Source organism: Variovorax sp. Soil_C_39, assembly GCF_057656815.1.
In genome coordinates this window covers 21,030-44,972 of the sequence record NZ_JBDGJQ010000009.1, presented here as the reverse complement: position 1 = coordinate 44,972, position 23,943 = coordinate 21,030, and the positions used below count along the sequence as shown (strand labels likewise).

The 23,943-nt window shown below is 66.6% G+C and carries 20 protein-coding genes; 11 read left to right on the top strand and 9 right to left on the bottom strand.

What is annotated here, in order from left to right; translation table 11 throughout:
• Window positions 1-2: 2 nt before the first annotated feature.
• The 4 genes from AC3A6J_RS21090 to AC3A6J_RS21075 all read right to left on the bottom strand — a co-directional run bounded on the left by AC3A6J_RS21090 (window position 3) and on the right by AC3A6J_RS21075 (window position 5,486).
• Window positions 3-734, bottom strand: a complete 732-nt coding sequence (locus AC3A6J_RS21090) for a carbonic anhydrase family protein (protein ID WP_487861943.1) — start codon at window positions 732-734, stop codon at window positions 3-5.
• 143 nt (window positions 735-877) lie between these two features.
• Complete coding sequence (locus tag AC3A6J_RS21085; RefSeq protein WP_487861942.1) at window positions 878-2,983, bottom strand: hypothetical protein; 2,106 nt, start codon at window positions 2,981-2,983, stop codon at window positions 878-880.
• A 112-nt stretch (window positions 2,984-3,095) separates the two neighbouring features.
• Window positions 3,096-4,190, bottom strand: coding sequence for a helix-turn-helix transcriptional regulator (locus AC3A6J_RS21080; RefSeq protein ID WP_487861941.1), 1,095 nt, complete (start codon window positions 4,188-4,190; stop codon window positions 3,096-3,098).
• A gap of 312 nt (window positions 4,191-4,502) precedes the next feature.
• A complete protein-coding gene (locus AC3A6J_RS21075; protein ID WP_487861940.1) occupies window positions 4,503-5,486 on the bottom strand; it encodes an AraC family transcriptional regulator in 984 nt (327 codons plus the stop codon).
• 538 nt (window positions 5,487-6,024) lie between these two features.
• Between AC3A6J_RS21075 and AC3A6J_RS21070 the strand changes: the two genes are divergently transcribed.
• From AC3A6J_RS21070 to AC3A6J_RS21050, 5 genes are read left to right on the top strand one after another with little or no spacing between them, the layout of a single operon-like run.
• Window positions 6,025-6,810, top strand: coding sequence for an ABC transporter substrate-binding protein (locus AC3A6J_RS21070; protein ID WP_487861939.1), 786 nt, complete (start codon window positions 6,025-6,027; stop codon window positions 6,808-6,810).
• 15 nt (window positions 6,811-6,825) lie between these two features.
• The gene (locus tag AC3A6J_RS21065; protein WP_487861938.1) at window positions 6,826-7,497 is read left to right on the top strand and encodes an ABC transporter permease; all 672 of its coding nucleotides are present in this window, start codon (window positions 6,826-6,828) and stop codon (window positions 7,495-7,497) included.
• 4 nt (window positions 7,498-7,501) lie between these two features.
• Window positions 7,502-8,182, top strand: a complete 681-nt coding sequence (locus AC3A6J_RS21060; RefSeq protein WP_487861937.1) for an ABC transporter permease — start codon at window positions 7,502-7,504, stop codon at window positions 8,180-8,182.
• 13 nt (window positions 8,183-8,195) lie between these two features.
• A complete protein-coding gene (locus AC3A6J_RS21055) occupies window positions 8,196-8,783 on the top strand; it encodes a hypothetical protein (protein ID WP_487861936.1) in 588 nt (195 codons plus the stop codon).
• Window positions 8,780-9,538: an amino acid ABC transporter ATP-binding protein gene (locus AC3A6J_RS21050; protein WP_487861935.1), complete on the top strand. Its 759-nt coding sequence runs from the start codon at window positions 8,780-8,782 to the stop codon at window positions 9,536-9,538. Before AC3A6J_RS21055 ends, AC3A6J_RS21050 begins: the two co-directional genes overlap by 4 nt.
• Before the next feature lie 19 nt (window positions 9,539-9,557).
• On the opposite strand, the gene AC3A6J_RS21045 is transcribed toward AC3A6J_RS21050, so the two are convergent.
• Entirely contained in the window at window positions 9,558-10,154 is a 597-nt protein-coding gene (locus AC3A6J_RS21045) for a chorismate mutase (protein WP_487861934.1), read from the bottom strand.
• Between the two features lie 404 nt (window positions 10,155-10,558).
• Here AC3A6J_RS21045 and AC3A6J_RS21040 point away from each other — a divergent pair, with 404 nt between their 5' ends.
• Together AC3A6J_RS21040 and AC3A6J_RS21035 are read left to right on the top strand one after the other, a co-directional pair.
• Entirely contained in the window at window positions 10,559-11,944 is a 1,386-nt protein-coding gene (locus AC3A6J_RS21040) for an RAD55 family ATPase (protein ID WP_487861933.1), read from the top strand.
• A gap of 16 nt (window positions 11,945-11,960) precedes the next feature.
• Entirely contained in the window at window positions 11,961-12,404 is a 444-nt protein-coding gene (locus AC3A6J_RS21035; protein WP_487861932.1) for a response regulator, read from the top strand.
• 269 nt (window positions 12,405-12,673) lie between these two features.
• Here the strand turns inward: AC3A6J_RS21035 and AC3A6J_RS21030 are convergent, their stop codons facing one another.
• Window positions 12,674-13,186: an Lrp/AsnC family transcriptional regulator gene (locus AC3A6J_RS21030; protein WP_487861931.1), complete on the bottom strand. Its 513-nt coding sequence runs from the start codon at window positions 13,184-13,186 to the stop codon at window positions 12,674-12,676.
• Window positions 13,187-13,278: 92 nt separating this feature from the next.
• On the opposite strand from AC3A6J_RS21030, the gene AC3A6J_RS21025 reads away from it, so the two are divergent.
• On the top strand, window positions 13,279-16,881 hold the full coding sequence (locus AC3A6J_RS21025; RefSeq protein ID WP_487861930.1) for an indolepyruvate ferredoxin oxidoreductase family protein: 3,603 nt from the start codon (window positions 13,279-13,281) through the stop codon (window positions 16,879-16,881).
• Between the two features lie 389 nt (window positions 16,882-17,270).
• On the opposite strand, the gene AC3A6J_RS21020 is transcribed toward AC3A6J_RS21025, so the two are convergent.
• Window positions 17,271-17,693: a TA system VapC family ribonuclease toxin gene (locus AC3A6J_RS21020; RefSeq protein ID WP_487861929.1), complete on the bottom strand. Its 423-nt coding sequence runs from the start codon at window positions 17,691-17,693 to the stop codon at window positions 17,271-17,273.
• Between the two features lies 1 nt (window position 17,694).
• A complete protein-coding gene (locus AC3A6J_RS21015) occupies window positions 17,695-17,934 on the bottom strand; it encodes a DUF6364 family protein (protein ID WP_487861928.1) in 240 nt (79 codons plus the stop codon).
• A 344-nt stretch (window positions 17,935-18,278) separates the two neighbouring features.
• Between AC3A6J_RS21015 and AC3A6J_RS21010 the strand changes: the two genes are divergently transcribed.
• The 3 genes from AC3A6J_RS21010 to xseB all read left to right on the top strand — a co-directional run bounded on the left by AC3A6J_RS21010 (window position 18,279) and on the right by xseB (window position 22,091).
• Entirely contained in the window at window positions 18,279-18,956 is a 678-nt protein-coding gene (locus AC3A6J_RS21010; protein WP_487861927.1) for a diguanylate cyclase, read from the top strand.
• A 1,063-nt stretch (window positions 18,957-20,019) separates the two neighbouring features.
• Entirely contained in the window at window positions 20,020-21,759 is a 1,740-nt protein-coding gene (xseA, locus tag AC3A6J_RS21005) for an exodeoxyribonuclease VII large subunit (protein ID WP_487861926.1), read from the top strand.
• Entirely contained in the window at window positions 21,756-22,091 is a 336-nt protein-coding gene (gene xseB, locus AC3A6J_RS21000; protein WP_487861925.1) for an exodeoxyribonuclease VII small subunit, read from the top strand. The genes xseA and xseB overlap by 4 nt, the downstream gene beginning before the upstream one ends.
• A gap of 518 nt (window positions 22,092-22,609) precedes the next feature.
• Here the strand turns inward: xseB and AC3A6J_RS20995 are convergent.
• The gene (locus AC3A6J_RS20995) at window positions 22,610-23,914 is read right to left on the bottom strand and encodes a hemolysin family protein (RefSeq protein ID WP_487861924.1); all 1,305 of its coding nucleotides are present in this window, start codon (window positions 23,912-23,914) and stop codon (window positions 22,610-22,612) included.
• Window positions 23,915-23,943 lie beyond the last annotated feature (29 nt).

The following is a 23,943-nucleotide window of genomic DNA, read 5'->3' as shown; positions in this document are numbered from 1 at the left end:
GGCTAGACCAGCGTGACCCTGCCCGACGCAATGTCGTACATGGCGCCGACGATCTTGATACGCCCGTTCGCCTCCAGACCGGCCAGCACTGCGCTGCGTCCTCGGATGAGCGGCAGCGCCTGCTGCACGTGGGTCTTGGTCACGGCGTCGACGAAGGCGTCGTTCTTCGAAGTGCGCGGGCCTGCGAACACCGTGGCGTCGATGGCCGACTTGAAGCGAGCCAGCAGCAGCGTGAGGTTTCCGAGCACGACGTTGTCGATCGCCCCCTTGGTGGCGCCGCAGCCGGTGTGGCCCATGACCATCACCACCTTGGCCCCTGCCGCGGCGCAGGCGAATTCCATCGACCCCAGGATGTCGTCGTTCACCGCGTTGCCGGCGACGCGCGCGTTGAAGGTGTCGCCAATGCCAAGGTCGCAGACCACCTCGACGGGCGCGCGCGAGTCGATGCACGACAACACCATGGCCGCCGGGAACTGGCCGGCGGCGCTGGAACGCATCTCCGCCAGGAAGTTGCGCTCCTTGTGCACGCCCGACAGGAAGCGCGCGTTGCCGTCCATGATCTTCCCGATCACCTGGTCGGGCGTCATCGCGTTGCGCTGCGCCTCGCTCAGCGAAGCCGCCTCGGTGGACGACGATGCGGTGCCGACGCCCACGCCGACCAGGGCCGCCGCGAAGGAGGTGCCCAGGAAATGACGGCGGTGCGGCTCGCAACAGGCTGGGCGCAGGCTCTTCATGAATGATCTCGAGGGTTGTGACCGCGGCAAGTCTCTCTGCAAACGCCCTCGAGGCGTTAGCTCGTCCGTCTCACGCTTTGGTCGATGCGTCTCACAGGGCCAGCGCGCGGCTTGCGCGCGCTGTTTCGTTCGTCAGGCCGCGCTCAGGGCAGGTAGTCGACCGGCACGGGGAAGCTCAGGAAGTTCTTCGTGAGCTGCTCGTCCCTGATCTGGTTCGGATTGGCCCCGTTGCACCATTGCGCCGACTTTGGATGCACCCCACCGTCGCTTCGGGTCACGCTGCAGGACAGTCCGGCCTTGATCCCGGCCTTGTTGCTGGGACATTGTCCCGGCTCGGCACCCGCTGCGCACGCCGCGAACTGCTCGGTGACATGGAACGTGTACAGGTTGTCCTTCAGGTCGGTGAAGCGCACCTTGACCGGATAGCTCGGCACGCTGCCCACCCGGAAACCCGCGATCAGGCTGTTGGTCGGCATGGTGACGTCCTGCTTGATCGCGCTGCAGCCCGGATCGCTCGCCTCCTGGTTCAATGAGCACACGCCATACTTCTTGATCAGCGGGGTGCCCTGGCTCAGCGTGGACGGCGCGCCGATCGCGAGCGAGAAGCCGTCCGTGAAGCTGAACTGCTTGGTATTCTCCAGCCCGTTGGCGCCGCCGACCACGAAGACCAGGCCATCGCCCAGCTCGCTCATGAAGCCCACGGCGTCGTCGACCGAGAACCCGTAGGCATTCATCTGCAGATCTTCATGGATCAGCGCGACGTATGGGTTGAAGTGCAGCTTGGGGTTGTTCTTGACCGCAGGCTGCCGGTAGCCGTATTGCAGGTCGTGGATGTACATGGGTTGGATCGTTGCATGCGTCCAGCCGGGGATCTTGGTCCCCGCCAGCTTGTTGTCGCCCGCCCCACACCCCTCGTTGAACGGCACCCAGCCATAGATGTGCTTGAGGGCCTCCATGTAGGTGAAGACCGGCTTCTCCGGCTCCTCACCCTTGCAGGATCCGCCCTCGTAGAGCGCCAGGTAGTCCGCGTGGTTCTGCGCGAAGAACTGCCTGACCGTCTCCATCTTCGTCGCCATGTCGGCCGGGCAGGCGATCGTCTCGGTGACGTAGGGGCTGAGGTCCTCGGCACCCCAGTTGGCGCACGAGCCCCACAGGTTCTGCATGCGCTGGACCGCTTCGCCGAAGTGCAGATTCTTCTTCTCGTCTTCGGTGCATTGGCCCCCGATGCACTTCTGCACCGTCAGGACCGGCGGGCTGTCCGCCGGCTTGACCGGCACGTCGTCGTTGGGGGGCAGCACACCCGTTCGTTGCGCGAAGACGTTGTAGCCGCCCGGCAGCTTCAGCGAATGGAGGTTGTAGACCGGCCATCCGCTGCCTGCATCGGTCGCCATGAACGACCCCAGCGCATCGGCGAACTTGCCCAGAGATTGCACGGACCCGCTGTACCCGATATAGGGGTTGTTCTTGGGGCCGATGCCGACCGGCAGATAGACGTGGTCGACGTAGGAGATGTTGTAGCCGACGTTGTCGGGCTTCAGCAGCGGCTTTTGCCCATCCGGAATGATGGCATCGCCGAAGGTGTATTCCGACAGCTGCGCATGGATGTTCTCGGGGAACTGGACCTTGCTTGAATAGACGGTCAATGCGCAGCTCGTGTTCTGGCCCTGGCACGACACGGCGCCTGGGGTTTGCAGCTTCACGTCTTCCTGCTCGCGCAGCCTGTCGTTCCTGTCCGCCAGGACGACACGGCCGCCGTTCCACCAGGTGATGTACTTCTCGGCCGACAGCGCCGTGTACAGCGGGAGGGTGACGGTGACCGACGAGTTGGCCGGAATCCCCGTTCCCTCGTTGACGTACAGCTTGTAGACACTCTCGGTCGGGTACAGCTTGTCGTCGACCCGGAAGCATCCTCGAATCCATTCGTTCTTCGAGTTTTCGCTCGTCGAGAGCACGGGATAGATCACCCGGTCGGAGTTGTTGTGCACCGTGATCGACTTCGGCTTGACCGTGACGGGATTGCCTTCGAAGTCCTTGCAGGTGACATCTGCAGACGGAGTGCCGCCACCGCCGCCCCCACCGCTGCCGGAGTCCGGGGGCGGCACTACTGGCAGGAATGCCACCGGGAAGGAGGAACTCCCTCCGCTGCCGCCGCCGCACGCGGAAAGTACCACCGCGACAACCAGTGTACCGGCGCGAAGCAGGGCGCCGGCCATTCCATGCTTTGCCGACTTGCTTACCAATATGTTCATCGTTTTCTCCAGGAACCCAACGTCAGCGACGGGGTGAATTTCAATTCTGTGGGAGCAGCCAGGGCGCCGAGCCCGAATGTTTCGAATGAAATAAATTGCATTTGAAACAGCGCTACCTCGCCGGCCCTTGCGCAGCGCGAACGTCGCGCGGTGTCGCGTTGAAGCGCTGGCGAAACAGCTTGCTGAAGACGGCCGGATCCGAGAATCCGCAGGCATGGCTGATCGCGCCGATGCTCAGCCGCTCGCCCTCGCCCTGCGCCAGATGGGCCATGCTTTTCTGCAGACGCCGCTCGCGCAACGTGCCGCGCACGCTGGTCTCCTGCGTCTCGAACAGCCGATAGAGCTGCGCGCGCGACATGCTGGTGCCGCGCGCAATGTCTGCCACGCTCAGCTCAATGCGGTGCATGTTGTGCTCGATGTAGCGATGCACCGCCTGCAGTTTGGCGGCGTCAGGGCTTTCGTGACCGGCCGCCGGGGACGCGGACGCCACCGCCTTGAGCAGCGCCTCGGCGACCTGGACGATGCCGCCGACAACCTCGCCGAGTTCCGCGGCTGTCAATGTGGCGGCGTGGACGGCGAAGGTCTGGAGCTGTGCCGCGAGGAAGGGCGCGAGCCCAAGGTGCTCGAGACGCTGCGCAGCGCCCGGTCCGCTGGGGGCCACATGCTCGGGGATCTGACTGTGCCGGGGGGCGTTCAGCCGGATGTAGCTGAAGCGCGCGTGACCCCACCGCCCGCGGAGTGGCTGCATCCCCCGCCAGAGCAAAACGGTGCCAGGACCGTATTCGGTGCGGCCCGCGCCCGCCTCTTCGAGCGCAAGCTCGCCTTTCTCGATCACCCAGATGCTGATGCCGGGCACGATCGGGACGCAGTTCTCTGCAGGCAGCGCGCGCATCTCGGAAGGCGGCACTTCGCTGTGGCCTACCCAGCCACGGCGGCCCTCGCAGAAGAAGCCTTCGGCGCGAAAAGGAGGATCTGCAACGATCTCCAGGTTCATAGGCGCGGCGAGCCGAGTGGCGTGTCCGCACTGCGCCACGACAGGCGCGACGCCTCCCGGCATGAGCGGAATCGTCCATCCGGTCGGCACAAGTGCTCGAAAGCCGTTGCACGCCTCTTCGGGCAGGAGGCGTGCGGCGAAACGCGTCGCTGCCGCGCCCATTCCTGCCACGGTTGCGGGCTGGCCATGTTGCGCGCCTGCGAGCCCGCTCATGCGAGGCCCCTGATTTCACGGCGGGTCGAACGAGGCGTAGAGCATTGATGTGCCATGCGCGGCACCCAGCCTGGCTCAAGCCCCAGAAGCGAGGCGGTCATCGCGCGACGAGTGAATGTCGCGGCGCTCACGGCGAAGGGCCGCGTACAGCGCGCAGCAAGGTCAAAGGCATTGAGGTTCGGCAGCGTGAAATAGTTCACGCGGACGATAGAAGCGCCTCTGGCAGGCGACAAGCACCGAACACGACAGCGTCACTATCCAAGTGCGCCACGGCCGCACCACCGGCCAGCTCGCGCGGCTGCCTGGCCGGCTTCAGCGGGCCTGTCTGAAATCCGCCGGCGTCTTGCCGGTCCAGCGCTTGAAGGAGCGGTAGAAGGAGTTGGGCTCCGAGAACCCGAGCAGGTAGGCGATCTCGGTCAGGGTGGCGCGACCGGCCGACAGGTAGCGCTGCGCCATTTCCAGACGGACCTCATCCAGCAGGGTGGAAAAGCGCACACCCTCGTCCGCCAGGCGGCGCTGCAGCGTGCGCGCGCTCAGGAAGAGCGCGCGCGACACGCTTTCGATGTCAGGAACGTCGCCGTGCAACTGCTGCTCCAGGATCTCGCGCACCGCCGCCGCCGTGCCGCTGCACGTGGTCTCATAGGTCTGCAGGTCGCGCTCGGCCGCATCCTCGAACATGGAGGCCACGCGCCGGTTGGCACTGACCAGCGGCAGGTCAAGATCGGCGCGGCGGAAGACGATCGTATCGTGCGCCTGGTCGAACAGCGCCGGGCAGCCGAAGGCATCGGCGTACATCGTGTGATAGGAGGGCCGCTCCTTGAGGGTCACGCGCACCGGCACGATCTCGCGCTCGGTGAAGGTGCGCCCGAAGACGAGCAGCGTACCCATCTGGATGTCCAACTGGGCCCGTCTGTAGGGTCGCGGCGGTCCGTCGAAGCGGATCCGGAGCTCGCACTCCTCGGCACCGGGATGCATGTCGATGTGGCAGGCCGACACCAGCGCGTTGTAGCGCGCGATCCGGGCCAGTGCCGCGCCGAAGTTCGCGCTCAGCATGCCGGCGAATCCCACCACACCGAACAGTTCCGAGCGCATCGGCTGGAGACCGACCGCGAGGCCCGCAGCGGGGTTGGCCGCTTTCTCGTGCATGACGACGAACACACGGTCGGCCTGCTCGCCGGACAGCGGTTTCCGGAGTTCGTCGGGTTGGAGGCCGGCAAGCACTGCCACCTCGTCCAGATCCATTCCGGCTTTCTGCAAGCCGTCGAGCACGTTGAAGGGGAGGCGGGCCAGGGTCATGGAAATGGGTGGAGGGGCCCGCCTTCGGCGGACCCTGTTGGTGCGGGGTCAGGCCTCGCGGCGAGCCGGCAGCGGTCTGACCTGATTCTCGGCCAGGGAATGTTACAGATCAAGACCGAGCGGTAGTTCAGGCGCGGATCGTTCCCATGCGAGCCGACGCGCGATACGAAAGTTCTAGATCCGCCGCGGAACGATCGCTGGTGAGGTGACGGCCACGCTGCGAGTGCACATGAAGGGTCTGCGCGGGGAGATCATCCGTGTCCGAGCGGCACGAGCGGCGCGGCGAATTCCCGGCCTCGCGAAGCGTCGGATGCATGCGCCAGCCGGGAGGCAGCCGTGCCGAGGCCGAAGCGCACGTCTGGCGGCGCCGCCTTGAAATTGCCTGTCATGCAACGCGTGCGCGCGGACGAAGGCCTGCCCCAAGTGTGCGAAAGGATGGCCTGGCGCCGCACAGTTGCATCCGATGCAAGCGTTGCGCACGCGCAGAAGCTCGTCGAGGATGCCGCCATCACAACGAACGACGCCGGAGACAACGACGATGCACTCTCGAACTTCCTTCACCGGTCCGCGCCGCAGAACCCTCTGCCTCTTGCTCTCGACCTGCGCCTGGATGGCGGCAGCTCACGCGCAAGGCAGCTACCGCATCGCGACCGAGGGTTCCTATCCCCCGTGGAGCTTCAAGGATGCGCAAGGGACGCTGCAGGGCTGGGACGTCGAGATCGCGAAGGCGCTCTGCGAGAAGATGAAGGCCAGGTGCGAGATCGTCGCCCAGGACTGGGATGGGATCATTCCCGGCCTCGTCGCGCGCAAGTACGACATGATCGTCGCGAGCATGGCCATCACGCCGCAGCGGCGCGAGCGCGTGGCCTTCTCGGCCAAGTACAAGGACACCATCTCGCGCTTCGTCGCCCGCAAGGGAACGCCGCCCGACGTCAGCCCCGCCGCGCTCAAGGGAAAGACCATCGGCGTGCAGCGCGGCTCCGTCCAGGCGGCCTACCTCGCGCAGAACTACCGCGACGCCGAGCTCAAGTTCTACGACACGCCGCAGGCGGCCGAACTCGACCTCGTCGCCGGTCGGGTCGCGTACATCCTCGGCAACATGGTCACCTACCATGTCGGCTTCCTGAAGACGCCCGAGGCGAAGGATTTCGCGTTCACCGGGCCGGAGCTCAAAGGCGGCATTCTCGGCGAGGGCAACGGCATCGCGGTGCGCAAGGACGACGGCGAGACGCTCGCGCGCATCAACGCCGCGCTGGAGGCGATCCGAGCCGATGGCACCTACGATCGCATCACGGCGAAGTACTTCCCGTTCAAGCTGATGTAGGCGTCGCGGCCTCCAATGGACTTCCTCCAAGGTTTTGGTGGCCAGTTGCTCCTGGGCACCCTCGTGACGCTGCAGCTCGCCGCGTGCTCCCTCGCGCTCGGCACACTGCTCGGTGCCGCCGTTTGCGCGCTGCAGCTCGCGGGCAACCGCGGGCTGCGGGCGCTCGGCAACGGCTATGCGGCGGTGATCCGCGGCATTCCCGACCTGCTCGTCGTCTTCGCGGTCTTCTTCGGTGGCTCTCTCGCGCTCGCCACCCTGACCGGGCGCTATGTCGAGATCGACACGTTCCTCGCGGGTGTCGTCGCGCTGGCCCTCTCGTTCGGCGCCTACGCGGCCGAGATCGCGAGGGGCGCGCTGCTGGCGGTTCCGAGGACGCAGCGGGAAGCCGCGAGGACGCTCGGTCTTTCAGGCCTTCAGGCGCTGTGCACCGTCGTGCTGCCCCAGGCAGTCCGCTTCGCGCTGGCACCGTTCGGCAACCAGTCGATCGTGCTGCTCAAGCAGACCTCGATCGTCTCCATCGTGGGATGCGACGAGCTCATGCGCAAGGCCGCCGAAGCTTCCGGCGCGACGCGCGAACCGTTCACGATGTATCTCGCCACGGCCTGCATCTACCTTGTCCTGACCGGCTTCGCCACGCTCTGCCTCGAGTGGGGAGAGCGGCGCGCCGCGCGTCCCCTGGCCAGCTGATCCCATGTTCGACATCACCCTCCTATGGTCCGTCGCCCCCGCTCTGCTCGAAGGTGCGTGGCTCACGCTGAAGCTCACCGCATGGGTCGTCGGCATCGGCACGGCCCTGGCTGTCCCCGTGGCGCTTTGCAAGAACTCGCGCGTGAGCGGAATCCGGGCGGTCGCGCATGCCTACCTGCTCTTCTTTCGCGGCACGCCCGCGCTGGTACAGCTTTTCCTCCTCTACTACGGGGCGGGCCAGTTCGATGCCATCCGCCACTCCGCGCTGTGGCCCGTGCTGCGCGATCCGTTCTGGTGCGTCGTGATCGCGTTGGGACTGAATTCCGCCGCCTACACAGGCAAGACGCTCGGGGCGGCGCTCGCGGCCGTTCCGCGCGGCACCCGGGAAGCGGCGCGCGTGCTCGGGCTCGCACGTGCGCACACCTTCTGGTTGGTCGAACTGCCGCTTGCGGCACGCACCGCGCTGCCGGCGTTCGGCAACGAGGTCATCCTGACCTGCAAGGCCACCTCGCTCGCGAGCACCGTGACGCTGCTCGAGCTCACCGGCACGGCTCGGCTGCTCACTTCCGAAACCTATGCGCCCTACGAGGTTTTTCTAGGGGCTGGCATCGTCTACCTCGCCATCAACTACGCGCTGCTGCGCGGGCTGCGCGCGCTGGAAGCCCCTCCCAGCCGCGGGCACTGAATCGAGCATCCCCATGAAATTCATCACCCTTGGCCCGACCGGCAGCAACCACGAATTCGTGGCCCGCCGCTACCTCGACTTCCATGGACTGCAGCACACCGCAAGCCTGGCCCTCGCGCAGGACTTCGATCGATGCGCAGACGCCGTGCTGCGTGGGACCGCGGATTTCATGATCCAGTGCGCCGTGCATCCCGAGACCGCTTCGACCGTCGCGAAGTGCTTCATCGGGCTGCATCTGATCGACACCTTCATCGCCCCGAGCCAGGACCTCGCCATCCTCCAGCGCCACGACGCGGCGCAGCCCACGTCGCTCGCGGTCATGCGCCCCACCCTGCCCTACATCGACCGTCATCGCTGGCAGCACATCGAGTTCGTGGACACTGTCGCAGAGGTCACGCAGGGCGTGATCGACGGCAGGTATCCGGCCGGCGTGGGCTATGCCCGTGCGGCCCAAGAGCATCCCGCGCAGTTGCGCATGGCGCAGTTCATCGGCACGGTGGACGATGCGTGGATGGTCTACGGCCGCACCCGCGTCCGCACGGGGGAACTGACCGCCTGGCGCGACAGCCCGGCAGCCGAACTCTACAAGGGGGCGGCATGAGCGCGGGCACGCCGGCCGCCACCATTTCCCCGGTGGTGTCCGTCGAGGGCCTGTCGAAGGCGTTCGCAGCCCACAAGGTCCTCGACCACATCGATCTGAACGTTTCTGCGGGCGAGCGCGTGGTGGTCTGCGGCCCGTCGGGCTCGGGGAAATCAACGCTCGCGAGGTGCATCAGCGGACTCGAGGGCTACGCAAGCGGTGCGGTGACGGTCAACGGGGTCGTTGTCTCGCCGCGCATGCGCCACGCCGATCTGGTGCGGGCCAATATCGGCATGGTGTTCCAGCAGTTCAACCTGTTCCCGCACCTTACGGTGCTCGAGAACTGCACCTTGGCGCAGCGCTGGGTGCGGCGCCGTTCCGCGAGCGAAGCCCGCGAGACGGCGCTCGAGTACCTGGGGAAGGTCCGGCTCGCCGAGAAGGCCTCGGCGTACCCGGCTCAGCTCTCGGGTGGACAACAGCAGCGCGTCGCCATCGCACGCGCGCTCTGCCTGAATCCCACGGTCATGCTGTTCGATGAGGCCACGTCGGCGCTCGATCCCGAGATGGTCAAGGAAGTGCTCGAGACCATGATCCTCCTCGCGCGCGACGGCATGACGATGATCTGCATCACGCACGAGATGGGCTTCGCCCGCGCGGTTGCGGACAAGGTCGTCTTCATGGACGACGGCCGCGTCGTCCAGTCGGCACCACCCGGCCAGTTCTTCGGCGAAGGCGCCGACCCGCGGATCCGGAGATTCCTCAGCCAGGTCTTCTGATCCGGCGCGCACGGGTCGATCAGTTCGCGCACACGCGCGCCAGCCCGCGGTCCAGCGCGATCCCGTAAAGCGGCGGCAACCGGTTCGCCGCAGCGTGCCATGCGGTGGCATCGGCCAGCTGCTCGCGGCAGTCGGTCCGAGCGCGAAGCGAACGGGTGGCGATGAGTTCATCGATGAACCGCGGGCGCAGGCGGTCGAGCGCGGGGCGCAGCTCGCCGCGCAGATCGGCTCGAGTTTCTGCCGGCGCCCGCCCCCCGCGCCGCCACTCGGCCATGAGCGCGAACTGGACGAGCTTGCTCGCTTCGATCTGGTCCGTGAAGAAGGCCGTCGCCACTTCATGCGCCAGGCCCCGGTCGTTCGCCTCGCGCGCTGCTGCCGCGACGACCTGGCCTTCGCGCGGATCGCCCGGCGGATCTTCGACCGGCTGGCCTGTGTCCCATTTGGTGAGCGCCACCTGGCGCGACAGGTCGAGCCGCACCGCGCTCATCGCGACGAGCCGCGAGAACCCGGTGCCCGGGTCAGGCCCGTGCGCATCCGAAGCGCACGCGAGCAAGACCATGCCGACGAGGCAGGCGCCGGCCGCCCGAAGGCCGGTTTCCAGATAAGGCAGCTGCATGGGAACCTCCGATCCGAGCGGCCCGCCGGCGGCGCCGGCGTCATCCGTTCGACGTCACGCCAGCCTAGCGACGCCGCGATCTCGTGTCGCCTGCAAAGGTTCCGAGTTGCATGCTCTCGCGTCAGCGGTCATTGGCAGGTTTCATCGGTTCCGATGCAGCACCCTCCGCGCTCAGGTGATTCCGCGCCGGCTGGTGATCGAACAGCACGAGCGGCGTCGGGGTGCGGCCATCGCCGAGTCCGATGCGCCAACTCACAGGCACGGGAGCGATCGCTGCGTTCCAAACAGGCGCAGCCCCGGCCCGTGCAGGGAGATCCCATCTTAGAATTTGAGCCGCGGAGCACTCCCGAGGTGCTCGCCGCTGCCTCACCACAGATCCAACCCGTCCCGATTTTCCGATGCGAATGAAAAGATTGCCCACTGCAGTTCCAGGCCTGGACGTAATCCTCAGTGGCGGGCTGTTCGAGGGTGGCGTCTACATCTTCGAAGGACCGCCCGGCGTGGGAAAGACAACGCTCGCCAACCAGATCGCGTACACGCTGGCCCGGCGGAGGATGCGCACGCTCTATGTGACCATGCTTGCGGAGTCGCATGCGCGCATGCTGCAGCACATGGAACAGCAGGTGTTTTTCGATCAGGCCGATGTCAATGCCGAGGTCTTCTACGTCAGTGGCTATCGCGAGTTCGAGCAGGGCGGGCTGAAGGCAGTGGTCGAGTTGCTGCGCGGCGAACTCCAGCGCAGCGGCGCCGGTCTTCTTGTCATCGACGGCCTGGTGGTCAACAGGGGTGTGACCACCGATGATTCCGTGCGCCAGTTTGTGCACGAGCTGCAGAGCCTGGTCAGTGCGATGTCATGTACCTGCTTGGTGCTGACGAGCGGCACCGGCAATGCCCTGAGCGCCGAGCAAACCATGGTCGACGGCATTTTCTCGTTCGAGGACCATGGCTTCCATTGGCGTGCCGAGCGCCGCATGCAAGTTCGCAAGTTCCGCGGCAGCCAGGTCATACGCGGGCAGCATACGTTCTGCATCACGATGCAGGGGCTGCAGTTCTTCCCCAGGCTCGAGAGCCTGCCGCGGCGCGACGACAGTGTCGAACTGGGTCGCGGCATTCTCCCGACTGGCTTGGGCCCGCTTGATGCAGTCCTACAAGCCGGTGGAGTTCTCTCCGGCAGCTCTTCAGTGGTGATCGGGCACAGTGGCTCGGGCAAGACAGCATTGGGCCTTGCATTCGCATCCGGCTGTTCTCCGGCCTCACCCGGCCTGCTGCTTTGCGGCACCGAATCCGCGGCGGATCTGCTGCTTGCGTCGACCGAACTGGGCTTCGCCGCGGGTGAAGCGGTGGACGAGGGTGTCCTGACGATCGAACAACTGGGAGGCGAGGACGAGTCTATGGATGAGATGGGGCACAAGCTGTTGAGGCTTGTCGACGAGCTGAGGATCCGAAGGTTGGTGGTGGATGGCCTTGAAGGCCTGGCGGACACCCTGGCATTTCCTGAGCGGGGCTACCGCTTTCTGGGTCGACTGCTTCTCGAACTCAAGCAACGCGGCGTGACATCGATGTTCACGGTGGATCCCGCCGCTTTGGCTGTTGCGGCTGGTACCCCGCTCGCCGATGGCGTGGTAGGCCGGTTCGACAACGCTTTCACTTTCTCCGCAGCGGCGGTTCAGGCCCTGCAACCCGGCAGGCGTCCCCTCGAGATCACCAAGGTGCGCGGAACGCGCGCCACCAAGAGAGCCGCCGACGTTCACCTGTCCCGATTCGATGCCACACAGCCCCCAAACGCCTGAGTGAAAGGAGCCGTTCATGAAGCTGGTCCTGATCGTCGAGGACGAATTTGGCAATGCCGAGGTACTGCGGCTCTTGTTTGAAGCCGAGGGCTATCGCGTGGCTGCCGCGTCCAACGGACGCGCCGCGCTGGCGCTGCTCCAGGGTGAAAAGCCGGCGCTGATTCTTTCGGACTTCATGATGCCGATCATGAACGGGGCCGAGCTCGGCAACGCCGTTCGCAGCGATTCGACGTTGTCGCAGGTACCGTTCGTTTTCATGAGCGGGACCAACGAAGAGGTCGTGCAGCGCCTCTTTCGGGACTACGACGCTTTCCTCTCGAAGCCCTTCGACTTTCCGGAGATGCTGTCGCTGGTGGAGCGATTGATTGCGGGGGGACGCCCGGCCCGGCCGAGCGCCGAGGAAGTGGACAGATCCATGCGGCACCTGCTCAAAGGGATCCACCTGCCACCGGAACGCTGAGCGCCCTGGCGCCCGGGTGCAACGAGCGCATCGGGACCGGAGGACACGCAATCAGGCTCTCGCGTGTGCACGCGGCGGTCCTGCGCCCCGCATCTCGCATTGCGCGATGGCGCAGGCGCCCCAGATCGGAACTCTGCCGGGCGGCGCCCGATCCCAAGGACTGCGCGCCGTCTCCGAGGCAGGCTGACGCCTTCGCACTGCCCCGCGACACAGTCTCTGCACGCCAGGTCGCGCGGGTTGTTTGCCCGATGTCGGAAGCGCGCCCCGATTCAGATCGCCCTGCGCGCCGTCGCCGCTGTCTGACCCAGATCGATCGGCAGCGTACCGCCGGCCTTCACTTCCCGAAGCACGACCGCCGAGCGCACATGCGTGACGCCGGCCTGCTCGAAGAGCGTGGTGTGAAGGAATTTCTCGTAGTGCTTGATGTCCGGCACGAGCACCGTGAGGATGTAGTCGGCCGGCCCCGTGGCCGAAACGCAGCGCACGATCTGTGGGCTTGCCTGCACCGCACGCTCGAAGTCGCGGACCTTGGACTCGTGATGCCGGTCCAGGTTGACTTCGGTCACGGCGGCAAGGTTGAGCCCCACCTTCTCGCGGTCGACCACGACCGTGTAGCCGCGGATCACGCCCGTGGCCTCCATGTCCTTGATGCGGCGCCAGCATGGGGTCGAGGACAGCCCCACCTTGTCGGCGATCTGCTGCACGGACTGGCGCGCGTCGCGTTGCAGTTCGAGCAGGATCTGGAGCGAGTAGGCATCAAGAGGAACAGAATCGTCGTTCATGGTGGTTTCGGGAGGAAGTTCTTCTCAAAACAAGGGTGACCTCGGGTGCATCGGGAAGAGTATTCCTCCGGGCGGCGAAGAACAATCCTTGCATGAAGCCGCCCGCCACCTCCCCTGTCCAGCGCCCCAGCTACCAGCTCTCCGACGGCCTCTGGGCCCGCTCGGGCGCCGTGTTCCTGACCGGCACGCAGGCGCTCGTGCGATTGCTCCTGATGCAACGACAGCGCGACGCCGCGCGCGGCCTCGACACCCGCGGCTTCGTCAGCGGCTACCGCGGCTCGCCGCTCGGGATGGTCGACCAGGCGATCTGGAAGGCCGGCCCGGACTTCGCCGATGCGGGCATCCGCTTCGTACCGGCAATCAACGAGGAACTCGCGGCCACGCAGGTGCTCGGCACGCAGCGCGTCGAATCCGACCCCGAGCGCACGGTCGAGGGCGTGTTCGCGATGTGGTACGGCAAGGGCCCGGGCGTCGACCGCGCCGGCGACGCGCTCAAGCACGGCAATGCCTACGGATCATCCCCGCACGGCGGGGTGCTGGTCGTCGCAGGTGACGACCACGGCTGCGTCTCGTCCTCGATGCCGCATCAGAGCGACCACGCGTTCGCGGCCTGGAGCATGCCGGTGGTGCAGCCGGCCTGCGTGGCCGAGTACCTCGAGTTCGGCCTCTATGGCTACGAGCTCTCGCGTTATTCGGGCGCCTGGGTCGCGATGGCCGCGCTCTCCGAGGTGGTCGAGAGCGCGGGCACGGTCGACCTCGACCTGATCGCCGCGCGCGCCGCCGCCTGGGCCGATGCCGAGGGCGTGCACGCCGCCTCCGGCCATCGCGCCCCGGCCGACGGCCTGCACTACCGCTGGCCCGACCTGCCGTCGCTGCGCATCGAGTCGCGGCTGGCCGACAAGCTCGCGGCCGTCGCGGCCTTCGCGCGCGTCAACAGCATCGATCGCGAAGTGATCCACAGCCCGCAGGCGAGGGTCGGCATCGTGACCTGCGGCAAGGCGCACTACGACCTCATGGAAGTGCTGCGCCGCCTCGCGCTGACGCCCGAGACGCTGGCGCGCGCGGGCGTGCGGCTCTACAAGGTGGGCCTGAGCTTCCCGCTCGAGCAGACCCGCATGCGCACCTTCGCGCAGGGCCTGGAAGAGATCCTCGTCGTCGAGGAAAAGGCCCCCGTCGTCGAGACCCAGCTGCGCGACCTCTTCTACAACGCGCCAGCGGGCGCCAGGCCGGCGCTGGTGGGCAAGCAGGATCGCGACGGCCGGCCCTTCATCTCGGCGCTCGGCGAGCTGCGACCGTCGCGCCTGATCGAGCAGGTGGCCCGATGGCTTGCCGCCCACTTTCCGGACCACCACGAGTTCGGAGACCCTCTGCTGCAGCATGTGCGCGATTTCACGCCGCCGCAGCTGCTCGGCAACGCGAGCGACACGGTCAAGCGCCTGCCCTACTTCTGCGCCGGCTGCCCGCACAACACGAGCACACGGGTACCCGATGGCTCGACCGCGCGTGCCGGCATCGGCTGCCACTTCATGGCCAACTGGATGGACCGCAGCACCGCGGGACTGATCCAGATGGGCGGCGAGGGCGTGGACTGGATCTCGCATGCGATGTTCACGCGCACCCCGCATGTGTTCCAGAACCTCGGCGACGGCACCTACTACCACTCGGGCTACCTCGCGATCCGCCAGGCCGTCGCCGCCAAGGCGACCCTCACCTACAAGATCCTCTTCAACGACGCGGTCGCGATGACGGGCGGCCAGCCGGTCGACGGTGTGATCAGCGTCGACGCGATCGCGCGCCAGGTCGAATCCGAAGGGGTCAGGCAGATCGTCGTCGTCAGCGACGCGATCGAGAAGTACGCGCCGCAGCGCGGCCGCTTCCCGGCCGGCACCGAATTCCATGACCGCAGCGAGCTGGACGCGGTCCAGCGCCGGCTGCGCGAGGTTCCCGGCGTGACCGTGCTCATCTACGAGCAGACCTGCGCCGCCGAGAAGCGCCGCCGGCGCAAGAAGGGGCAGCTGGCGGATCCGCCCACGCGCCTGTTCATCAACGAGGCGGTCTGCGAAGGCTGCGGCGACTGCTCCGTCCAGAGCAACTGCGTCGCGGTGCTACCGCTCGAGACCGCGCTCGGCCGCAAGCGCAAGATCGACCAGACGAGCTGCAACAAGGACTATTCGTGCGCGAAGGGCTTCTGCCCGAGCTTCGTCAGCGTGACAGGCGGGACGCTGCGCAGGAAGCGCGGCGCGCTGGCCGACGGGCACGACGCCTTCCTTGAGCAGGTGCAGGCACTGCCCGGGCCTGCCGCTCGCAGCGACTGGGAAGCGCCCTACGACCTGCTCGTCACCGGTGTCGGCGGCACCGGCGTGGTCACCGTCGGCGCGGTGATCGCGGTGGCGGCTCACCTCGAAGGCAAGTCCGCCAGCGTGCTCGATTTCATGGGCTTCGCGCAGAAGGGCGGCGCCGTCCTGAGCTTCGTGCGGCTCGCCGACCGGTCCGAACGGCTCAACCAGGTGCGCATCGACACCCAGCAGGCCGACGCGATCCTCGCATGCGACATCGTGGTCGGCGCTTCGCCGGAAGCCCTGCAGACCGTGCGCCACGGCCGCACCCGCATCCTCGCGAACACGCACGGAATCCCGGTGGCCGAATCGCTGCGCAATCCCGACGCCGACCTGCAAATCGAATTGCTCTGCGAGAAGATGCGCTTCGCGGCCGGCCGCGACCAGGTCGAAACGTTCGATGCGCAGGTCCTGGCCGAGGAATTCCTCGGCGGCACGCTCGCCTCGAACATCCTCGCCACCGGATATGCCTGGCAGCGCGGCCTGATCCCGCTGAGCCTCGAGGCGCTGACGCGCGCCATCGAGCTCAACGGCGTTGCCGTCGCAGCGAACCTCACGGCGTTCGCGCTCGGGCGCCTCGCCGCAGAACGGCCAGAGGCGATCGAGACGCTGCGAGGCGGCGGCACAGCCGCCGCAACGGACGTCGCCGATGCATCGCTCGAGACGCTGATCGCCGAAGCCCGTACGCAGTTGCACAGCTACCAGGACGCCGCCTGGGCGCGGCGCTTCGAAACGCGCGTGCGCCGGATCGCTCAGTGCGAGGCCGCGCTGGTGGGCGGCGATCCGTCCCTGCCGCTCGCGCGCAATGCTGCACGCAGCCTGCGCAAGCTCATGAGCTACAAGGATGAATACGAGGTCGCGCGGCTCTATAGCGACGGCCGCTTCCGCAAGGAGCTCGCCGGGCAATTCGAAGGCAATCCAAGCCTCGCGTTCCACATGGCACCACCCTTTCTCGCGCGTCCCCGCAACGGCCAGCCACCGGCCAAGATCCGCCTGGGCGGCTGGATGCTGCCTGCCATGAAATGGCTCGCCCACGGCAAGCGGCTGCGCGGCACGCCCTTCGATCCCTTCGGCCACACGGCGGAGCGACGGCTCGAACGGGCGCTGATCGGCCAGTTCGAAGCCCGGCTCGACGAACTCGCATGCGAACTCACGCCTGCCAACCAGGTGCTCGCCGCCCAGATCGCCGCACTGCCGCTCGCGATCCGCGGCTTCGGCCATGTGAAGCTCGCGAACCTTGCCATGGCCCGCGCCCGCGAGGCGGAGCTGATGCACCGTTTCTCGCCGCATCGCTACCCGAGGCCCGCGGGTCCGCCCGGCGCGGGCCAGATCCGAGGGATCGCCGTCGTCGCGCAGTGAACGACAGGCGCAGTGTCCTTCAATGGTGGACCCGTTGATCGTTGGCAACGGCGACACACCCTTCCGACGGCCGCACCCCGGACCTGCGGCATGGCTAAGCCTGCATGACTGCGAAAACGTCCAGGGTGTTGCGGCAACGCTCGGCGTGCAAAAGACGGAAGGAGCACAGCGCCCGACGGGCGTCGATTCCCGGCCTGGCCGCAGATCCTTGCCACCCGCAGCTTAGCTGCGCTGCAAGTTCGAGAAGGCGTCCGGCCAAGTCCTCACTGTCGCAGGCGAGCTCGCAGCGGGCCAAGCCGAAACTTCAGCCGCCATCTCGCATTCGCCGAACCGGTCCGGCGAACCGTTCCTCGATCTGAACGTCGTGCTCCGACTGCGGCAGCATCTTCCTAGGTCGCAAGCCGCGTGAATTGCGCTCTGGTGAGGAGCCGCTTGAAATCGCCGTCAAACGTTACAAGGTGCTCGCCCTGGTGCGAGACCGCCGCAGCCAACCACGCGTCCGGAATGTCGTTAGCGGTCAGATTGTTGTCGGCGCAGAGTCGATGCAGCAGATCCCATTCACCGCCAAGCTCCCTCATCTCGACCCCGGGTGAGTTCAGGATAGCCTGGACGAAATTCAGCGCCGCATCGATCGGCGTGGGCATCACAAAGATTTTTGAGTTCGTCACCAGGCGCAGAAAGCTCGCAACCACCATAGGCTGCAAGGCAAGAGAGCGTCCTGCGCTCGCATCCGCAAGCGCTCGCTCAAGCCAGCTGAGTGCGGTTGCATGGTTCGGATGGTCGCTTCGAGACGCCGCGACCAGAACATTCACGTCAGGCGTCACGGTCAGCCGCGTCCAGCAGTTCCTTGTTGCTCAGGCCGCTCATGCGGCCGACCAGCCCCCCCTTGCCGCGAAACACGGGCAAACGCGCAGTCTGGGAAGCTGCCGGCTTGACCTTCAGCCGCATTTGTAGCCCTTCCTCGATAAGGCGCGTGAGGCTCGTGCGCTGCTGCGCCGCAAGCGACTTGGCCTGCATCAACAAATTGTCGTTCAGATCGAGCGTCGTCTTCATAATCAACCCGCCAAAAATGCGATACAGATTTCTGTATTATAACTTTGCGTCGGTGCTGGTCAAGGCGCGGCGCTCTGACCATGGCGTGTGGGGGCATCGATCACGACCTGGTCGGCGGCCACTGGCGAGCGATATGCACCAAGGTCAATATCCAGCGTCGGCACGCACCTCGTAGATCAGCCGATAGCTCTCGTGTGGGATCAACTCACGCGTGCCGAGGATCTGTCCGGCCCGCCCTAGCAGGGGATGCTCGGCCAGCCGGCCCAGGCCGAGATCTACGCCGCCCGCTAAGCCGAGCAAGACGACGCCGACTGGAGCCCCGATGCACCTTGTCTTTGACACCGATGCCCTGTCCTTCGCGCTACTGGAGCGCGGCACACCGCACCACCTGCTGTAACGGCCGCTGGTTCCATGGCAACGACGAGATCTGCAAGTTGCCGCAGACGATCCTTCTCATGTGCGTCGTCATGCCGGCGTGGTTCGCCGCCGGCTTCGCCGACTGGGCGCTGCACCGGCGCACGCGGGTTCGAACGCAACGCGGGCGTGCGGGAGTCGGTGTTGCACATCGTCATGCTGGCCGAGATCGGCATTCCCATCCTGGCCGTGATCCTCTCGAGTTCAACGCCGGTGTGCTTGCGCTGTGTCTCTGGGCTTTCGCGATGCACGAGGTCACGGTGTACCTCGATCTGCGGTGGGCAGCGCCTCGGCGGGCGATCACCCCGCTGGAGCAGATGGTGCACAGCGTGCAGGAGATGCTGCCCGTTGCGGCCATCGCCCTGCTCGCTTCCTTGTACTGGGAGGTCACCCTGTCGTTGCTGGGCGTCGGGCCGCGAGAGGCCGCGTTCGTGCCCGTGCTGCGCGCCGATGCTCCGCCGTTTGGCTATCTGGCCGGGCTCGCGGCGACTTCCGTGCTGCTGGGCGCTTGCTACCTCGAGGAGCTGTGGCGCTGCATCCGCCATTGGCGGGGCGGCGCGCCCGGGCGAAGAACGACAGCCGACGGTCCGGACCTGTCCGATCGGTGAAATCGCCAGCACCCACGCCGCGACGCGCCGGCACAACGCGGCTGGGAGCATCCCACGGGCCGAAGCCTGCGAAGTTTGGAGGAGAACAGCCATGAAGCCGTGGACCATCCTCGTGGCGCTGGCCGCGAGCGCACCGGCCTGGGCGCAGACCCTGCGGTCCTGCTGGAAGCATGCAACGCGATGGAGCCGACCGGCAACCGCCTCGAGTGCCTGCGTGCAGCCAGCGGCATCGGCCACGGTGCCCCGCCCCTCTCAAGCCAGGACTCGGCCATGCCGCAGCCCGTGCATGCGCCAGGCGCGCCGCGCACTGCTGTCTCCAGGACCGACAACGGCGCCGCCGGAGGCAAGACCTGCCACCTCGCCCGCGCGGCGCAACGTACACGATCACCGCCAGGGGGCGGAAGAAGTACGGCGGATGCTGAGCATCGCGTGGCCGGGTGGGACCTGGCTTGCGAGCCCTCGCGATGGCGCCGCCGCCGCGCTTGCGTCATCGCCGCATGCCGCGCATACCGATAGCCAAGACGATAGCCAGGCGCGTTGTCAGTGGCTACAACTCTTTCTCGCAGGAGCCGCCGGGTAGCTACCCCATCGTGCGCGCGTGACCCGCGACGCGCGATCAGAATCTCCGACGCCTGCCCCACCAGGGCAGGTCGTGTCCGCTCGACGACAGGAGGAACCCAGCCGCGAGGAGGCCCGTCAAGGCCGCCGGTGCCCAAAGCCTGGCGGGCTTGTCGTTCGTGCGGCTCACAATGGCGCGACGCCGACGAGCGCCGTGGCTCGTGCGCTGGTGGCCGGCGTGGACGCTGCCGCAACGGCGGCCGCAAACTGCACATCGACCTGCACTGCACAGGATCACGGATGTGGGCGATGCTGTTCGTGCTGGCCCTGAGCAGCGTCGCCTTCAACCTGCCCCAGGTGTACGAGCCCGCGATGAAAGCGCCTGCAGCAACGGGCTATCTGGGAAAATCGACCTGCTGCCTGAGTGCGTCCAACTCGGCATCGATCGGGCGCTCGCTCAACACCTTTCGGCAACAATGCCGCAGCACAGGGTCCCTCCGCACCGATGTCTCGCCAATATTTGAACGTTCCCTTCGCTCAGAAGGACGCTGCCAAGGCGCTCGGCGCGCGCTTCGATGGTGCGGTCAAGCGCTGGTACGTCGAGCCCGGCACCGACCTCGTCCCCTTTGGCGCCTGGCTGCCGGCGGATGCAGCCTCTGCGGGCGCTGGCTCCGGCGACCTCGCCCTCGCGGGCACCGCGGAAACGGGCTTGGCCCTTCCCAAGGGTGGCATCCCGCTCTCGCGCCTCCTCGGTGGCGTTGCAAGCGCCGTGGCCCAGGCTTTCGCCGGCGGCGTCTGGACCCTGGTGGAGGTCAACGAGGCCAGCATCCGCAACGGGCATGTCTATCTGGAGCTCTCCGAGCGCGATCGCAGTGGCCAGCCGATCGCCCGGGCGCGGGCCATGATCTGGGCCTCGACGGCCTCCCGCATCCTGCCCGACTTCGAAAACGCCACCGGTGCCGTGATCGGCGCGGGCATCAAGCTGTTGGTGCGGGCCAAGCCGGTGGTGAACGCGCGGTTCGGCCTGAACCTGGAAATCGATGCCATCGATCCCGAATACACGCTCGGCGACCTCGAGGCGCGCAAGAAGGGAATACGCACACGGCTCCAGCAGGAAGGCCTGTTCGACCGAAATCGCCGGCTTCCCCCCGCGTGGGACTACAGCCTCGTGCTCGTCGTTGCGCCGCAGGAAGCCGCCGGGCTGGGCGACTTCCGTAAGGAGGCCGAGCGGCTTGCGCAGTTCGGCATCTGCCGCTTCGTCTACGCGCACAGCCGCTTCCAGGGCGAGGGCGCGGGGCGCGAGATCGCCGGCGCCGCGGCCGCGGCGCTGCGCAGAATGGAAGATGACTTTGAGGCCCGCCCCGACGCCATCGTCGTCATTCGAGGCGGCGGGGCCGTGAATGATCTCGCGTGGCTTGATGACTACGACCTGGCCCGCTTTATCTGCGAGCAGAACATCCCGGTCCTGACCGGAATCGGCCATGAGCGCGACAGCACGATGGCCGACGAGGTGGCGCACACCCGCTTCGACACGCCGAGCAAGGCCATCGGGGGCATCGAGCAGCAGATCGCGCGCCGGGCGCGAGAAGCCCGGATGGCCTGGGACGCAATCCTCGCAGCCTCTGCGCGCGACGCGCGCACCGTCTCGGTGTCGCTGGAGCGTTTCAACGCGGGGATCCGGGCCGACGCACGGGAGCATCTCTTCCGGGCCAAGCAAGCCAACACGACGGCGCTCCATGCGGTCTCGGTCGGTTCGGTGCAGCGCGTCCACGACGCCTCGAGGCATACCGAAGCCCTATTCAACCAGGCGCGCGGCGACGCGCTTCAAGCACTGGCTACGGCCGGGCAGCAAGTGCCGTCCTGGATGACCGCGATCCGCGCCGGCGCGCTGGCGAATCTCAATGCGTCCCGATCGGCCACACGCGTCGCCCTCAACACGGTGGTCGACCGCACGGGCGCGGCGGCGCGCGCCACCGCGCAGGCGCTGGATGGGTGCATGCAGCAGGTCGCGGAGCGTTCGGACGGCGTCATGCAACGGACCCGAGACAACGCCCAGGGACTGATACGCGAGATCGCCGGACAAGGCCCCGAGAAGACACTGACCCGCGGCTTCGCCATCGTGCGCGCCCCCGACGGGAAGCCGGTGACCTCGAGCGTGCAGGCGCGAAGCGCGCCGCAACTCCAGATTCAATTCAAGGACGGACCCACCGACGTCCGGACCGTCCCTGCCCAAAGAAGGAAATGACCATGGCTCAACGAAGTTTCAAGGAGGCGTACGGCGTGCTGCAGCGGCATGCCGAGACGCTGCGCGACCAGAACGAACCGAACATCGACGACCTGCTGACGATCGTCACGGAGTCCGTCGATGCGTACAAGGTCTGCAAGGAGCGCATCGACGCTGTCGAAGCGGCGCTCAAGGCGGCTCTCGACGGCGCCGGTGTCGGGGCATCGATGTTCGGCGCTGCTGCCGCTGAGAGAAACAGCGAAACACCCAGGAAAAGCACCTCCGCAACACGAGCGCCACATGCGGCGCCAGCGGCGGAGAAAGGCTTCGACGACGACGACAACCCATTTTAGGGAAGGTCTTGGACGGGCGCCTCCCGGATCACAAGGAAATCGTAGCGTGAAGAGGCAGGAGGCAGGGCTGCAGTCTTATATCCGGCCTGTACTGCAGGCTGATATGCGCGCTGGCCTTGGTGGTTTTCGCTGACAAGGTTCCCATCTGAACAACGAGCTCGCTGCTCTTGTTCCCTATCGGAGTGTGCTCGTCCCGGTCCGACCTGCCTGTCCCATCAAACGCACCCATGCCATCTGAACAAGTCCACCGAAAGCGGCAGTTCGGCTTGGTGAAGGTGCGTCTCCTTGGCCTGGCGACTGAGGTGCGCCTGATCGCCGATCACGTCGGGTTGCCGCAGAAGTTCGGAGATGCCCATGTTCTCCGGCCTCAGCAGAGCGGGACGTCCTTGGTCGGGTAGCCGTCGGTGCAAGCGGTGCCGAGGGCAGCCAAGAGGAGCAAGCTTCCGGCGACCCTCTGGCCGGCAGAAGCAGCGACTCGATGCTTTGCCACGGAATCTACTCAACGCCGAGCGAAGGTTTCATCGGCTCGAGGCCGGGGCCTTGGGGACGCGTGCCGCCAGAACCTTGTCGATGGTCTTGCCGTCCATGTCGACGATCTCGAAGCGCCAGCCTTCCCAGTCGACGGTGTCGGTGATCTTCGGCAAGCGTCCCGTCAGCAACATCATCATGCCGCTGAGGGTGTGGTAACGGCCGCGATCCTCTTCCGGCACCTCGTCCAGTGTCAGCCTGTCCTTCAGTTCGGGAACTGGGATGTGGCCATCGAGCAGCCAGCTGCCGTCATCGCGCTGAACGGCCCACGATGTCTCTGGATTGCGCGGCTGGAACTCGCCGGTGATGGCCTCGATGAGGTCCTGCAGCGTGACGATGCCCTGGACTTCACCGTACTCGTCGACAACGAACGCCATGCGGACGTCGGAGGATCGGAAGTTGTCGAGCAACTCCATGCCGGTCAGCGTCTCGGGTACGTAGAGCGGCGTCTGCAGCGGTTGACTGCTCAGGGCGCGTTGTCCGCCGCGCAGGGCCTGGGACAGCCACTTGCGTGCATTGACGATGCCCAGCACGTTGTCGAGACCGCCGCGCACAACCGGAAAGTGCTCGTGGTTCGAGGATTCGATCCGGGCGAGGTTTTCCTCGAAAGGCAAGTCCACCTCCAGGATCTTCACGTCGCCGCGAGGCACCATGAGCGACCCGATCTCGCGGTCGTCGAGGCGGAAAACGTTGCGGACCATGGCGTGCTCGTGAGACTCGATCACCCCTGCGGTCGTACCTTCGACCAGCATCGCGTGGATCTCTTCCTCGGTGACCGGGCTGCCGCTGGTTTCCTTCACGCCCAGCAGGCGCAGCAGCGTGCGCGTCGAGACGGACAGCAGGACGACGAAGGGCTTGGTGGCAACGGCGAGCCAGTTGATCGGCCGCGCGACCAGGCGGGCGAACGTCTCGGGGTACGACTGGCCGATGCGCTTGGGCACGAGTTCACCGACCACGATGGAGAAGTAGGTGATGACCAGAACGACGAGGCCCGTGGCGCCATAGCTGGCGTACGGATCGGGGACACCGAGGCTCGAGAGCCAGACGGCGAGCGGTGCGGCAAGCGCTGCCTCGCCGACGATGCCGTTGAGGACGCCGATGGAGGTGATGCCGATCTGGATGGTCGAGAGAAAGCGCGTCGGGTCTTGACCCAGTTCGACGGCAGCGGCAGCGGAGCGGTTGCCCTCATCCACAAGCTTCTGCAACCGCGCCTTGCGCGCAGTCACAAGCGCGATCTCGGACATGGCGAACAAGCCGTTGAGCAGGATCAGAGCGAAAAGTATGGCAATTTCCATGGCGAACCAAACAAGGAAGAAGGAGAGTC

Coding starts and splice junctions, on each gene's coding strand:
- AC3A6J_RS21090 (WP_487861943.1), bottom strand. CDS start 734: ATGAAGAGCCTGCGCCCAGCCTGTTGCGAGCCGCACCGCCGTCATTTC.
- AC3A6J_RS21085 (WP_487861942.1), bottom strand. CDS start 2,983: ATGAACATATTGGTAAGCAAGTCGGCAAAGCATGGAATGGCCGGCGCC.
- AC3A6J_RS21080 (WP_487861941.1), bottom strand. CDS start 4,190: ATGAGCGGGCTCGCAGGCGCGCAACATGGCCAGCCCGCAACCGTGGCA.
- AC3A6J_RS21075 (WP_487861940.1), bottom strand. CDS start 5,486: ATGACCCTGGCCCGCCTCCCCTTCAACGTGCTCGACGGCTTGCAGAAA.
- AC3A6J_RS21070 (WP_487861939.1), top strand. CDS start 6,025: ATGCACTCTCGAACTTCCTTCACCGGTCCGCGCCGCAGAACCCTCTGC.
- AC3A6J_RS21065 (WP_487861938.1), top strand. CDS start 6,826: ATGGACTTCCTCCAAGGTTTTGGTGGCCAGTTGCTCCTGGGCACCCTC.
- AC3A6J_RS21060 (WP_487861937.1), top strand. CDS start 7,502: ATGTTCGACATCACCCTCCTATGGTCCGTCGCCCCCGCTCTGCTCGAA.
- AC3A6J_RS21055 (WP_487861936.1), top strand. CDS start 8,196: ATGAAATTCATCACCCTTGGCCCGACCGGCAGCAACCACGAATTCGTG.
- AC3A6J_RS21050 (WP_487861935.1), top strand. CDS start 8,780: ATGAGCGCGGGCACGCCGGCCGCCACCATTTCCCCGGTGGTGTCCGTC.
- AC3A6J_RS21045 (WP_487861934.1), bottom strand. CDS start 10,154: ATGCAGCTGCCTTATCTGGAAACCGGCCTTCGGGCGGCCGGCGCCTGC.
- AC3A6J_RS21040 (WP_487861933.1), top strand. CDS start 10,559: ATGAAAAGATTGCCCACTGCAGTTCCAGGCCTGGACGTAATCCTCAGT.
- AC3A6J_RS21035 (WP_487861932.1), top strand. CDS start 11,961: ATGAAGCTGGTCCTGATCGTCGAGGACGAATTTGGCAATGCCGAGGTA.
- AC3A6J_RS21030 (WP_487861931.1), bottom strand. CDS start 13,186: ATGAACGACGATTCTGTTCCTCTTGATGCCTACTCGCTCCAGATCCTG.
- AC3A6J_RS21025 (WP_487861930.1), top strand. CDS start 13,279: ATGAAGCCGCCCGCCACCTCCCCTGTCCAGCGCCCCAGCTACCAGCTC.
- AC3A6J_RS21015 (WP_487861928.1), bottom strand. CDS start 17,934: ATGAAGACGACGCTCGATCTGAACGACAATTTGTTGATGCAGGCCAAG.
- AC3A6J_RS21010 (WP_487861927.1), top strand. CDS start 18,279: ATGCCCTGTCCTTCGCGCTACTGGAGCGCGGCACACCGCACCACCTGC.
- xseA (WP_487861926.1), top strand. CDS start 20,020: ATGTCTCGCCAATATTTGAACGTTCCCTTCGCTCAGAAGGACGCTGCC.
- xseB (WP_487861925.1), top strand. CDS start 21,756: ATGACCATGGCTCAACGAAGTTTCAAGGAGGCGTACGGCGTGCTGCAG.
- AC3A6J_RS20995 (WP_487861924.1), bottom strand. CDS start 23,914: ATGGAAATTGCCATACTTTTCGCTCTGATCCTGCTCAACGGCTTGTTC.